13 protein-coding genes and 1 tRNA gene are annotated in these 13,496 nt (G+C 36.8%); all 14 read left to right on the top strand.

Annotated features, from left to right (window positions below):
• The first annotated feature begins 50 nt into the window (after nt 1-50).
• The 14 genes from dnaN to M1F97_RS04255 all read left to right on the top strand — a co-directional run bounded on the left by dnaN (nt 51) and on the right by M1F97_RS04255 (nt 13,401).
• Nucleotides 51-1,187: a DNA polymerase III subunit beta gene (gene dnaN, locus M1F97_RS04315; RefSeq protein ID WP_169446880.1), complete on the top strand. Its 1,137-nt coding sequence runs from the start codon at nt 51-53 to the stop codon at nt 1,185-1,187.
• Between the two features lie 64 nt (nt 1,188-1,251).
• Nucleotides 1,252-1,446, top strand: coding sequence for a DUF951 domain-containing protein (locus M1F97_RS04310; protein ID WP_000285183.1), 195 nt, complete (start codon nt 1,252-1,254; stop codon nt 1,444-1,446).
• An 84-nt stretch (nt 1,447-1,530) separates the two neighbouring features.
• Nucleotides 1,531-2,646 (top strand): redox-regulated ATPase YchF, encoded by a 1,116-nt coding sequence (gene ychF / locus M1F97_RS04305; RefSeq protein ID WP_001218700.1) that lies wholly within the window; start codon nt 1,531-1,533, stop codon nt 2,644-2,646.
• A gap of 72 nt (nt 2,647-2,718) precedes the next feature.
• Nucleotides 2,719-3,288, top strand: a complete 570-nt coding sequence (pth, locus tag M1F97_RS04300) for an aminoacyl-tRNA hydrolase (protein WP_247944327.1) — start codon at nt 2,719-2,721, stop codon at nt 3,286-3,288.
• Nucleotides 3,289-6,792 carry a transcription-repair coupling factor gene (mfd, locus tag M1F97_RS04295; protein ID WP_247944326.1) on the top strand — a complete coding sequence of 1,168 codons (3,504 nt, stop codon included), beginning with the start codon at nt 3,289-3,291 and terminating at the stop codon, nt 6,790-6,792.
• A 57-nt stretch (nt 6,793-6,849) separates the two neighbouring features.
• The gene (locus tag M1F97_RS04290; RefSeq protein ID WP_001234973.1) at nt 6,850-7,116 is read left to right on the top strand and encodes an RNA-binding S4 domain-containing protein; all 267 of its coding nucleotides are present in this window, start codon (nt 6,850-6,852) and stop codon (nt 7,114-7,116) included.
• Nucleotides 7,109-7,477: a septum formation initiator family protein gene (locus M1F97_RS04285; protein WP_125426186.1), complete on the top strand. Its 369-nt coding sequence runs from the start codon at nt 7,109-7,111 to the stop codon at nt 7,475-7,477. The genes M1F97_RS04290 and M1F97_RS04285 overlap by 8 nt, the downstream gene beginning before the upstream one ends.
• Before the next feature lie 4 nt (nt 7,478-7,481).
• Nucleotides 7,482-7,604: an SP_0009 family protein gene (locus M1F97_RS09150; RefSeq protein WP_000429343.1), complete on the top strand. Its 123-nt coding sequence runs from the start codon at nt 7,482-7,484 to the stop codon at nt 7,602-7,604.
• Entirely contained in the window at nt 7,597-8,868 is a 1,272-nt protein-coding gene (locus tag M1F97_RS04280; protein WP_247944325.1) for a serine hydrolase, read from the top strand. Before M1F97_RS09150 ends, M1F97_RS04280 begins: the two co-directional genes overlap by 8 nt.
• The gene (gene tilS, locus M1F97_RS04275) at nt 8,865-10,139 is read left to right on the top strand and encodes a tRNA lysidine(34) synthetase TilS (protein WP_247944324.1); all 1,275 of its coding nucleotides are present in this window, start codon (nt 8,865-8,867) and stop codon (nt 10,137-10,139) included. The genes M1F97_RS04280 and tilS overlap by 4 nt, the downstream gene beginning before the upstream one ends.
• Nucleotides 10,140-10,151: 12 nt before the next feature.
• Nucleotides 10,152-10,694 carry a hypoxanthine phosphoribosyltransferase gene (gene hpt, locus M1F97_RS04270; RefSeq protein ID WP_125399606.1) on the top strand — a complete coding sequence of 181 codons (543 nt, stop codon included), beginning with the start codon at nt 10,152-10,154 and terminating at the stop codon, nt 10,692-10,694.
• Nucleotides 10,695-10,709: 15 nt separating this feature from the next.
• Entirely contained in the window at nt 10,710-12,668 is a 1,959-nt protein-coding gene (gene ftsH, locus M1F97_RS04265) for an ATP-dependent zinc metalloprotease FtsH (RefSeq protein WP_247944323.1), read from the top strand.
• Nucleotides 12,669-12,787: 119 nt separating this feature from the next.
• The gene (locus tag M1F97_RS04260) at nt 12,788-13,261 is read left to right on the top strand and encodes a sigma-70 family RNA polymerase sigma factor (RefSeq protein ID WP_247944322.1); all 474 of its coding nucleotides are present in this window, start codon (nt 12,788-12,790) and stop codon (nt 13,259-13,261) included.
• 68 nt (nt 13,262-13,329) lie between these two features.
• Nucleotides 13,330-13,401, top strand: a tRNA-Glu gene (locus M1F97_RS04255).
• Nucleotides 13,402-13,496: the final 95 nt, after the last annotated feature.

Below are 13,496 nucleotides of genomic sequence, written 5' to 3'. Positions count from 1 at the left end.
TATTATTTCTATTATCCTTCTAATACTAAAAAATAAATAAAGGAGAATCCATGATTCATTTTTCAATTAATAAAAATTTATTTCTACAAGCCCTAAATACCACAAAACGAGCAATTAGCTCAAAAAATGCTATTCCTATTTTATCAACTATCAAAATTGATGTTACCAATGAAGGCATTACTTTGATTGGTTCCAATGGTCAAATTTCTATTGAAAATTTCATTTCTCAAAAGAATGAAGATGCTGGTCTTTTGATTACTTCCTTAGGTTCGATTCTTCTTGAAGCCTCTTTCTTTATCAATGTTGTATCTAGTCTTCCAGATGTAACGCTAGATTTCAAAGAGATTGAACAAAAACAAATTGTCTTAACCAGTGGCAAATCAGAAATTACCCTAAAAGGTAAAGATAGCGAACAGTACCCACGTATTCAAGAAATTTCAGCAAGCACACCTTTGGTTCTTGAAACCAAACTACTCAAGAAAATTATCAATGAGACAGCTTTTGCTGCAAGTACGCAAGAAAGTCGTCCAATCTTAACAGGTGTCCACTTCGTATTGAGCCAAAATAAAGAACTAAAAACAGTTGCGACAGATTCTCATCGCCTTAGCCAGAAAAAATTGACTCTTGAAAAAAATGGTGATGATTTTGATGTAGTGATTCCTAGTCGCTCTCTACGCGAATTTTCAGCTGTTTTTACGGATGATATTGAAACAGTGGAGATTTTCTTTGCCAATAATCAAATCCTCTTTAGAAGTGAAAATATTAGCTTCTACACTCGTCTCTTAGAAGGAAACTATCCTGATACAGATCGTTTGATTCCAACTGACTTTAACACTACAATTACTTTTGATGTTGTTAATTTGCGTCAATCAATGGAACGCGCACGTCTCTTATCAAGTGCGACTCAAAATGGTACTGTGAAGCTTGAAATTAAAGGTGGTGTTGTTAGCGCCCATGTTCATTCTCCTGAGGTTGGTAAAGTAAACGAAGAAATCGATACTGATCAGGTGACTGGGGATGATTTGACCATTAGTTTCAACCCGACTTACTTGATTGATTCCCTCAAGGCTTTAAATAGCGAAAAAGTGACCATTAGCTTTATCTCAGCTGTTCGTCCATTCACTCTTGTGCCAGCAGATACTGACGAAGACTTCATGCAGCTCATCACACCAGTTCGTACAAATTAAGTGAAAGAGGTTGAGCCTAGCTCGCCTCTTTTATGATATAATCAAAAAAGAAAAGGAGAGTAGTATGTATCAAGTTGGAAATTTTGTTGAGATGAAAAAACCACATGCTTGCACCATCAAATCAACTGGTAAAAAAGCCAATCGTTGGGAAATTACACGTGTAGGGGCAGATATCAAAATCAAATGCAGTAATTGTGACCACCTTGTCATGATGAGTCGCCATGATTTTGAACGAAAAATGAATAAGATTATTGACTAAGAACCCTTAGTTAGAGAGTTAGCAAGTTTTCCCTTTTTGTGTTATAATGTTAGGGATTGAAATGAGAACGGAGAATGAGAAACTATGGCTTTAACAGCAGGTATCGTTGGTTTGCCAAACGTTGGAAAATCAACCCTTTTTAATGCAATTACAAAAGCAGGAGCAGAGGCGGCAAACTACCCATTTGCGACTATTGATCCAAACGTTGGGATGGTGGAAGTTCCAGATGAACGCCTACAAAAACTAACAGAAATGATTACTCCTAAAAAGACAGTTCCAACAACCTTTGAATTTACAGATATTGCAGGGATTGTAAAAGGAGCATCAAAAGGAGAAGGTTTAGGAAATAAATTCTTGGCCAACATCCGTGAAGTAGATGCGATTGTTCACGTAGTTCGTGCATTTGATGATGAAAATGTTATGCGCGAGCAAGGACGTGAAGACGCCTTTGTGGATCCACTTGCAGATATTGATACTATTAACCTAGAGTTGATTCTTGCTGACTTAGAATCAGTTAATAAACGCTATGCGCGTGTGGAAAAAATGGCAAGAACCCAAAAGGATAAGGAATCAGTAGCAGAATTTAATGTTCTTCAAAAGATTAAACCAGTCCTTGAAGATGGAAAATCAGCTCGGACCATTGAATTCACAGATGAGGAACAAAAAGTAGTCAAAGGTCTCTTCCTTTTGACCACTAAACCAGTTCTTTATGTTGCTAATGTGGATGAAGATGTCGTTTCAGATCCAGACTCTATCGACTATGTCAAACAAATTCGTGAATTTGCAGCGACAGAGAATGCTGAAGTAGTCGTTATTTCCGCGCGTGCTGAGGAAGAAATTTCTGAGTTAGATGATGAAGATAAGCAAGAGTTTCTTGAAGCACTTGGCTTGACAGAATCAGGAGTTGATAAATTGACTCGAGCGGCCTACCACTTGCTTGGACTTGGAACTTACTTTACAGCTGGTGAAAAAGAAGTCCGTGCTTGGACCTTTAAACGTGGAATGAAAGCTCCTCAAGCTGCTGGTATAATCCACTCTGACTTCGAAAAAGGATTTATCCGTGCAGTGACCATGTCATATGAGGATCTAGTGAAATACGGATCTGAAAAGGCTGTAAAAGAAGCTGGGCGCTTGCGTGAAGAAGGAAAAGAATACATCGTTCAAGATGGCGATATCATGGAATTCCGCTTTAATGTCTAATAACATTTAACAAATAGTGTCAATTAGGTTGGAAAAAAATTCCAACCCTTTTGGCTTTTGAAAGGAAAATAAATGACTAAATTACTTGTTGGATTAGGAAATCCAGGGGATAAATATTTTGAAACCAAGCACAATGTTGGTTTTATGTTGATTGACCAATTAGCTAAAAAACAAAATGTCACTTTTACACACGATAAGATATTTCAAGCTGACCTAGCATCTTTTTTTCTTAATGGCGAAAAAATTTATCTTGTCAAACCAACGACTTTTATGAATGAAAGTGGAAAAGCAGTTCATGCTTTATTGACTTACTATGGTTTGGATATTGAAGATTTACTCGTTATTTACGACGACCTTGACATGGAAGTTGGGAAAATTCGTTTAAGAGCAAAGGGATCAGCAGGTGGTCATAATGGGATCAAGTCAATTATTCAACATATAGGTACTCAGGTCTTTAACCGTGTTAAAATAGGTATTGGCAGACCTAAAAAAGGTATGTCAGTGGTTCACCATGTTTTAAGTAAGTTTGATCAGGATGACTATGTAGGTATTTTACAGTCTATTGACAAGGTTGACGATGTTGTAAACTACTATTTACAAGAGAAAAACTTTGAGAAAACAATGCAGAGGTATAACGGCTAAATGGTGACTTTATTAGATTTATTCTCAGAAAATGATCAGATAAAAAAATGGCATCAAAATCTGACAGATAAGAAAAGGCAACTAATGCTAGGTCTGTCAACTTCTACCAAAGCTCTTGCAATTGCAAGTAGTCTAAAAAAAGAAAAAAAGATTGTGTTATTGACATCTACTTATGGAGAAGCAGAACGAATTATCAGTGATCTTCTTTCTATCTTAGGAGAGGAATTTGTCTATCCATTTTTGGTGGATGACTCTCCTATGGTAGAGTTTTTGGTGTCTTCACAAGAAAAAATCATTTCGCGGGTTGAAGCCTTGCGTTTTTTGAGTGATCCGTCTACGAAAGGGATTTTAGTTTGTAATATCGCAGCAAGTCGATTGATTTTACCTTCTCCGACTAGATTTAAAGAAAGTATTATAAGGATTGCAGTTGGTGAAGAATATGACCAACATGACCTTCTTCACAAATTAAAGGAAATCGGTTATAGAAAAGTTACTCAAGTACAGACCCAAGGGGAGTTTAGTATTCGAGGAGATATTTTAGATATTTTTGAGATGTCTCAGTTAGAACCTTTCCGAATCGAGTTTTTTGGTGATGAAGTAGATGGAATTCGGACTTTTGAAGTAGAGACACAATTATCAAAAGAAAATCAGACAGAACTTGCCATCTTTCCAGCTAGTGATATACTTTTAAGAGAAAGGGACTATATACGAGGTCAGTCAGCTTTAGAAAAGCAAATTTCAAAGACCATATCACCAATTTTAAAATCATACTTGGAAGAGATTTTGTCAAGTTTTCATCAAAGACAGGTACATTCAGATAGTCGAAAGTTTTTATCTTTATGTTACGATAAAACATGGACTATATTTGATTATGTTGAAAAAGATACACCAGTATTCTTTGATGATTACCAAAAATTGATGAATCAGTATGAAGTCTTTGAAAGAGAATTAGCGCAATACTTTACAGAAGATTTACAGAGTGGTAAAGCATTTTCTGATATGCAGTATTTTGCAGATACAGAGCAAACCTATAAAAAACAAAGTCCAGTTACCTTTTTCTCCAATCTCCAAAAAGGATTAGGAAATCTCAAGTTTGATCACATTTATCAATTTAATCAATATCCTATGCAGGAGTTTTTCAATCAATTTTCTTTTCTTAAAGAAGAAATTGAGCGATATAAAAAAATGGACTACACTATTGTTCTGCAGTCTAGCAATTCAATGGGAAGTAAAACATTGGAGGATGTTTTAGAGGAATATCAGATTAAACTGGATTCCAGAGATCAGTCAAGTATCTGTAAAGAATCTGTAAACTTGATCGAAGGTAATCTAAGACATGGTTTTCATTTTGTAGATGAAAAAATTCTCCTGATTACTGAACATGAGATTTTTCAAAAGAAATTAAAACGTCGTTTTCGAAGACAACATGCTTCAAATGCAGAGCGATTAAAAGATTATAATGAACTTGAAAAAGGGGACTACGTTGTTCACCATATTCATGGAATTGGTCAATATCTAGGCATTGAAACAATTGAAATCAAAGGGATTCACCGTGATTATGTCAGTGTTCAATATCAAAATGGGGATCAAATCTCCATCCCAGTAGAGCAGATTCAGTTACTGTCCAAATATGTTTCAAGTGATGGTAAAGCGCCAAAACTTAATAAATTAAATGACGGTCATTTTAAAAAGGCCAAGCAAAAAGTTAAGAACCAGGTAGAGGATATAGCTGATGATTTAATCAAACTCTATTCTGAACGTAGTCAGTTGAAGGGTTTTGCTTTCTCAGCTGATGATGATGATCAACATGCTTTTGATGATGCCTTCCCTTATGTTGAAACAGATGATCAACTTCGCAGTATTGAGGAAATCAAGAGAGATATGCAGGATTCCCATCCCATGGATCGACTTTTGGTTGGAGATGTTGGTTTTGGGAAGACTGAAGTAGCAATGCGTGCAGCCTTTAAGGCGGTCAATGATCACAAACAGGTGGTCGTTCTAGTTCCGACGACGGTTTTAGCACAACAACACTATACGAATTTTAAGGAACGATTTCAAAATTTTGCTGTTAATATTGATGTGCTGAGTCGCTTTAGAAGTAAAAAAGAGCAGGCAGAGACACTTGAAAAATTAAAAAATGGTCAAGTTGATATTTTGATTGGAACTCATCGTGTTTTGTCTAAAGATGTTGTGTTTTCAGATTTGGGATTGATGATTATTGATGAGGAACAGCGATTTGGTGTCAAGCATAAGGAAACTTTGAAAGAACTGAAAAAACAAGTAGATGTTCTAACCTTGACTGCAACACCAATCCCTCGTACTCTCCACATGTCTATGCTGGGAATCAGAGATTTGTCTGTTATTGAAACTCCTCCAACCAATCGCTATCCGGTTCAAACCTATGTTTTAGAAAAGAATGACAGTGTGATTCGTGATGCTGTTTTACGTGAAATGGAGCGTGGAGGTCAAGTTTACTATCTTTACAATAAAGTTGACACGATTGACCAGAAGGTTTCAGAATTACAGGAGTTGATTCCAGAGGCTTCGATTGGTTATGTTCATGGGCAAATGAGTGAGATTCAGTTAGAAAATACTCTACTGGATTTCATTGAAGGTCAGTATGATATTTTGGTGACGACTACCATTATTGAGACAGGAGTTGATATCCCAAATGCCAATACTTTATTTATTGAAAATGCGGACCATATGGGCTTGTCAACCTTGTATCAATTAAGAGGAAGAGTCGGTCGTAGTAATCGTATTGCTTATGCCTATCTCATGTATCGTCCAGAAAAATCAATCAGTGAAGTCTCTGAAAAGAGATTAGAAGCAATCAAAGGATTTACAGAATTGGGCTCTGGATTTAAGATTGCTATGCGAGATCTTTCGATTCGTGGTGCAGGAAATCTATTAGGAAAATCGCAGTCTGGTTTCATTGATTCTGTTGGTTTTGAATTGTATTCGCAGTTATTAGAGGAAGCTATTGCTAAACGTAACGGCAATGGGAATACAAGAACCAAAGGAAATGCTGAGTTGATTTTACAAATCGACGCCTATCTTCCTGACACTTATATTTCTGACCAGCGACATAAGATTGAAATTTACAAGAAAATTCGTCAAATTGACAACCGTGTCAACTATGAAGAACTACAAGAAGAATTGATGGATCGTTTTGGAGAATATCCCGATGTGGTGGCTTATCTTTTAGAGATTAGTTTGGTCAAATCATACTTGGATAAGGTCTTTGTAGAACGTGTGGAAAGAAAAGAAAATAAGATTACAGTTCAATTTGAAACAATTACTCAGCGACTGTTCTTGGCTCAAGATTATTTTAAAGCCTTATCCGCAACGAACTTAAAGGCAGCTATAGCTGAGAATAAGGGATTAATGGAAGTTGTATTTGATGTTCGAAATAAGAAGGATTATGAAATTTTAGAAGGACTGATGATTTTTGGAGAAAGTTTACTAGAGATAAAAGAATCAAAGGAAGCTAATTCTCTTTGACGTTTTTCTTCTATAAAAGGGATAAAAATGGTACAATAATAATTTGAGGTAATAAAAATGAGATTAGACAAGTATTTAAAAGTATCACGAATTATTAAGCGTCGTACAGTCGCAAAGGAAGTAGCAGATAAAGGTAGAATCAAGGTGAATGGAATCTTGGCCAAAAGTTCAACGGATTTGAAAGTTGATGACCAAGTTGAAATTCGCTTTGGGAATAAGTTGCTACTTGTTAAAGTACTGGAAATGAAAGATAGTACAAAAAAAGAAGATGCTGCTGGCATGTATGAAATTATCAGTGAAACACGGGTAGAAGAAAATGTCTAAAAATATTTTACAGATGAACAATCCTTTTATTCAAAATGAACACCAACGTCGTCGTTACCTGATGAAGGAAAGACAAAAGAGGAATCGCTTTATGGGTTGGGTCCTTATTTTGATGATTTTGTTGTTTATTTTACCGACCTATAATCTGGCCCAAAACTATAATCAGTTATTGCAACGTCGTCAGCAATTGACAGAGTTGAAAGAACAATACCAAACTCTTAGTGATGAAAAGGATAAGGAATCTGCTTTTGCTGCAAAGTTGAAAGATGAAGACTATGTAGCGAAATATGCACGCGCCAAGTACTATTACTCAAAGAAACGAGAAGCAATTTACACCATTCCTGATTTGCTTCCGAGGTAATGTCATGGAAAATTTATTAGAAGTTGTTGAGCAATTTTTAAGTTTATCAGATGAAAAATTAGAGGAATTGGCAGCTAAAAACCATTTATTACGATTACAAGAAGAAAGGGAAGAGAAGAATGCGTAAGTTCTTAGTAGTGTTATCACTACTATCTGTTTTTATCATAACTTCAAGAGTAGTTAGCACAGAAAAACAGCTCCCTTACTCTTCACAAGAAATTTATTATCTAACTGAGTCTGATCATGGATTCTACTATAAAGAACCCCTTGAATCGCCAATGGTTTATGGAGAAACAGCTGTCTATGCTAATGAAGATCTTGTAAAGGAGTCTGGAAAATTGACTTCTGGAACCACCTTTAAAATCGTAGAATGGCGTTTGAATAGACAAGGTATTCCTGTTTTTAAATTAAACAATCATCAGTTTATCCTTGCAGATAAGCGTTTAGTCTATGATCAAAGTCAAGTTCAAACTCAAAGTAGACAAGTATGGTTGGAACCGGGGTTTGTTATCTATAACAGTCCTTATGGTGCTAAAGAAATTTCTTCATCCCTCTCTCCCTATCAACGCGTAACAGTAGATAGAACCCTCTTTGCTGAGGGACAAGAATTTCTTCATATTGATCAAGTTGGGTGGGTACCAAAAGAGTTCGTCTCAGAAGAGGACAATCGTATCCAGAAGGTTCAAGAAGTCTTGTCAAACAACTATCAGAATGAAAATTATTCTATTTATGTTAAACAACTGAGTACAGGTAAAGAGGCTGGGGTGAATGAAGACAGCAAACTCTATGCAGCTAGCATCTTGAAACTAGCCTACCTTTATTATGCTCAAGATAAGATAAATCAAGGTGACTATACGCTGGACAGTAGCTTCAAGTATGTCTCAGAAGTCAATAATTTCCCTGGATCCTATAAACCAGAAGGTAGTGGTAGTTTACCTAAAACAGGAGACAACAAAGACTACAGTCTCCAACAATTAATTACCAAGGTAACAAAGGAGTCTGATAATGTTGCTCATAATATTTTAGGTTATTATGTGACCAATCAATCTGACGGGGCTTTTAAAGAAAAAATGTCTACCATTATGGGTGAAGATTGGGATGTGAATGATAAATTAACTTCTTCAAAAATGGCTGGAAAAGTCATGGAAGCTATTTATAATCAGAATGGCTTTGTACTAGAGTCTCTAAGCAAGACGAATTTTGATAACCAACGAATTGCGAAAGGTGTTTCGGTTAAGGTAGCTCACAAAATCGGAGATGCTGACGAGTTTAAACACGATACTGCCATTGTCTTTACAGACTCACCTTTCGTTCTCTCTATTTTCACTAAAAATTCTGATTATGACACCATTGCTAAGATAGCTAAGGATGTCTATGAGGTTCTAAAATGAGGGAGCAGGATTTTTTAAATCATTTTCTCAGAAAAGAGTATTTCAAAAAACATTCTAAAATCGTATTAGCTCTGTCTGGCGGACTGGATTCGATGTTTTTATTCCATCTACTGTCCACCTATCAAAAAGAGTTAGAAATTGAGCTGATTGTAGCACATGTCAATCACAAGCAGAGAAGGGAGTCTGATTGGGAGGAAAATGAACTAAGGAAGTTAGCTGATGTAGCTGGACTTCCTATTTATATCACAAGTTTTTCAGGAGATTTTTCAGAAGCGCGTGCTCGAGAGTTTCGTTATGATTTTTTTAGAAAAATCATGAAAGAGGTTGGAGCAACTGCCTTGGTCACTGCCCACCATGCAGATGATCAGGTTGAAACGATTTTGATGCGCTTGATTCGAGGAAGTAGGCTACGTCATTTGACAGGAATAAAAGAAAGTCAAGTAGTTGATGATATCGAAATCATCCGCCCCTTGTTGCATTTTCATAAAAAGGATTTTCCACCAATTGTTCATTTTGAAGATCAAACAAATCAGGAAAATGCCTATTTTCGCAATCGTATTCGAAATAGGTATTTACCAGAGCTTGAAAAAGAAAATCCTCGTCTTAAATCCGCTCTTTTAGATTTAGGAAGGGAAATTTCAGATTACCAAGTAGCCATAATGGAGCTCTCTGAACAGATTAATGTGGAAGATTTGAATGAGCTCTTTTCATACTCACAACAAACTCAAGGGGTTTTACTGCAGAACTATCTCAATCAATTCCCTGACTTAAATCTTACGAAAGCTCAGTTTGCAGAAGTTCGACAGATTTTAGCAACTAAAAGTCAGTATCGTCACCCACTGAAAAATGGTTATGAATTGATAAAAGAGTATCAGAATTTTCGAGTTTGCAAAATCAGTCCACGGTCTGATGAAAAGAAAGATGAACTTGTGTTACACTATCAAAATCAAGTTCGACATAAGGGTTGTTTATTTTCCTTTGGTATTCCTATTGAAGGGGACGCTGTTCAAAAAATAATGGTTTCACGGGAAACACCTGTATATATTAGATGTCGAAAACCTGGCGATGTTCTTATTCTGAATGGGCATCGAAAGAAACTGAGACGTTTATTTATAGATTTGAAAATCCCTATTGAAAAACGAAAAACAACCCCTATTATTGAGCAATTTGGAGAAATTGTCTCAATTTTAGGAATTGCGACCAGTGATTTGAGTAAAAACACGAAAAATGATATAATGAACACTGTACTTTATATAGAAAAAATAGAATAGATAGGTAAAAAGATGTTAGAACACGATATTGAAAAAATCCTCGTTTCACATGATGAAATTACAGAAGCAGCTAAAAAGCTAGGTGCGCAACTAACAAAAGAATATGAGGGGAAAAATCCAATTCTTGTTGGAATTTTGAAAGGATCAATTCCTTTTATGGCTGAATTGGTCAAACATATTGATACGCATATTGAGATGGACTTCATGATGGTATCTAGTTACCATGGTGGAACTGCAAGCAGTGGTGTGATCAATATCAAGCAAGATGTAACTCAAGATATCAAAGGAAGACATATTCTATTTGTAGAAGATATCATCGATACAGGTCAAACTTTGAAGAATTTGAAAGATATGTTTATTGCAAGAGAAGTGGCTTCTGTTAAAATCGCGACTTTGTTGGACAAACCAGAGGGTCGTGTTGTTGAAATTGAGGCAGATTATACTTGCTTTACTATTCCAAATGAGTTTGTAGTAGGTTATGGTCTGGATTATAAGGAAAATTATCGTAACCTTCCTTATGTCGGAGTATTGAAAGAAGAAGTTTATTCAAATTAGAAAGATCTATCTTTAATGAAAAAACAAAATAATGGTTTAGTTAGAAATCCATTTCTATACTTGTTAATTATCTTCTTCCTTGTAACAGGATTCCAGTATTTTTACTCTGGAAATGCTGCTGGGAAAAGTGAAAAAATTAACTATACAGAATTGGTAAAAGAAATTACAGCAGACAATGTAAAAGAATTGACCTATCAGCCAAATGGTAGCATCATTGAGGTGTCTGGTGTTTATAAAAATCCTAAGACTAGTAAAGAAGAAACAGGGATTCAATTTTTCACTCCTACTGCCACAAAAGTAGAAAGATTCTCAAGTACCATTCTTCCGTCGGATTCAACAGTTTCAGAATTGCAAAAACTTGCTTCTGAACATCAGGCTGAGGTAACAGTTAAACATGAGAGTTCAAGCGGTATGTGGATCAATATCCTTGTCTCTGTTGTGCCATTTGCTATTCTCTTCTTCTTCCTATTCTCTATGATGGGAAATATGGGAGGAAATAATAGTAGAAATCCAATGAGTTTTGGACGTAGCAAGGCCAAAGCTGCTAACAAAGAAGATATCAAGGTACGTTTCTCAGATGTTGCAGGTGCCGAGGAAGAAAAACAAGAATTAGTCGAAGTTGTTGAATTCCTAAAAGATCCAAAAAGATTTACCAAACTTGGCGCGCGTATTCCTGCAGGTGTTCTTTTAGAGGGACCTCCGGGAACAGGTAAGACTTTGCTTGCTAAGGCGGTTGCCGGAGAAGCAGGCGTTCCATTCTTTAGCATCTCAGGATCGGACTTTGTAGAAATGTTTGTCGGAGTAGGTGCAAGTCGAGTTCGTTCTCTTTTTGAGGATGCAAAAAAAGCAGCACCAGCCATTATCTTTATCGATGAAATTGATGCTGTTGGTCGCCAACGTGGTGTCGGTCTCGGTGGAGGAAATGATGAACGTGAACAAACCTTGAACCAACTTTTGATTGAGATGGATGGTTTTGAGGGAAATGAAGGAATTATTGTTATCGCTGCGACAAACCGTTCAGATGTCCTTGACCCTGCTCTACTACGCCCGGGACGTTTTGATAGAAAAGTCTTGGTTGGTCGTCCTGATGTTAAAGGTCGTGAAGCAATCTTGAAAGTTCACGCTAAAAACAAACCTTTAGCAGACGATGTTGATTTGAAATTAGTTGCCCAACAAACCCCAGGCTTTGTGGGAGCTGACTTAGAAAATGTTCTAAACGAGGCAGCCTTGGTTGCAGCTCGTCGCAACAAGTCAGTCATTGATGCTTCAGATATTGATGAGGCAGAGGACAGAGTGATTGCTGGACCATCTAAAAAAGATAAAACAGTATCACAAAGAGAACGCGAATTGGTTGCTTATCATGAGGCTGGACATACCATTGTTGGTTTAGTCTTGTCAAATGCCCGTGTTGTTCATAAAGTTACCATTGTACCACGTGGACGTGCAGGTGGTTACATGATTGCACTTCCTAAAGAGGATCAAATGCTTCTATCTAAAGAAGACATGAAAGAGCAATTGGCAGGTTTGATGGGTGGACGTGTAGCTGAGGAAATTATCTTTAATGTCCAAACGACAGGAGCTTCAAATGACTTTGAACAAGCTACACAGATGGCGCGTGCAATGGTCACTGAATACGGTATGAGTGAAAAACTAGGTCCAGTTCAATACGAGGGTAATCATGCTATGTTTGGTGCACAAAGTCCTCAAAAATCAATTTCAGAGCAAACAGCCTTTGAGATTGATGAGGAAGTACGTTCATTATTAAATGAAGCACGAAACAAAGCAGCTGAAATTATTCAATCAAATCGTGAAACCCACAAACTGATTGCAGAAGCATTGTTGAAATACGAAACATTGGATAGTACACAGATTAAGTCTCTTTACGAAACAGGAAAAATGCCTGAGACTATAGAAGAGGAATCTCATGCCCTATCTTATGATGAAGTAAAATCAAAAATGAGTGAAGAAAAATAACCTAGAGAGGCCATGCCTCTCTTTTTGTATGCAGTTGAGGCAACGAGAAATACAGAAGAGGAGAAGAAGATCAAAGACTAGGTTCTTTCTGCTAAACTAAAGGCAGAAAGGAGAGGTCTATGAATCTAAAAGAATTATACGAAGAAAGTAAAGGGATTGTAAACAAGTGCCGCAAAGAATACCATTTACATCTGTGGGAGAAAGAGGACTGGGACCAGGAGGGCATGATGTGCCTGTATGAACTGGTCAGTCACCATCCAGAGTTACTAGAGGGAGAACGCCATCGACTATATGTGTGCTTTAAAACCAAATTCCGCAATCGCATCCTAGACTACATCCGTAAACAAGAAAGTCACAAGCGCCGTTTCGACAAAGAGCCCTATGAGGAGGTGAGCGAAATTAGTCATCGCCTAGGAGAAAAAGGACTCAGACTGGATGATTACTATCTCTTTCATGAACTTCTAAGGAATTACAGAGCAAGTCAGAGTAAAGAAAAACAAGAACAACTTGACCGTCTAATGGGAGGAGAATGTTTCAAAGGTAGAAAATCCCTTCTGAGAGAATTAAGTATCGTATTCAGTGATTTTAGGTAAAAATAGTCAAAAGAATCCCTTGACAAAGAGGAAAAAGTAGGTATAATAGAAAGAGTTGAAAAGCTCAAGGTCCGTTGGTCAAGGGGTTAAGACACCGCCTTTTCACGGCGGTAACACGGGTTCGAATCCCGTACGGACTATTGGTGTATCACAGGGATGAAAAAAGTAAAAAAAGTTTCAAAAAAGTGTTGACATAGATCAACAGCTGTGATATACTAATATAGTTGTCGCTTGA

The sequence above is a fragment of the Streptococcus oralis genome (assembly GCF_023110435.1).
Taxonomy (GTDB): Bacteria; Bacillota; Bacilli; order Lactobacillales; family Streptococcaceae; genus Streptococcus; species Streptococcus oralis_CF.
Note: the sequence above shows the minus strand (reverse complement) of the source record. Positions and strands in the feature narration are given on the sequence as shown.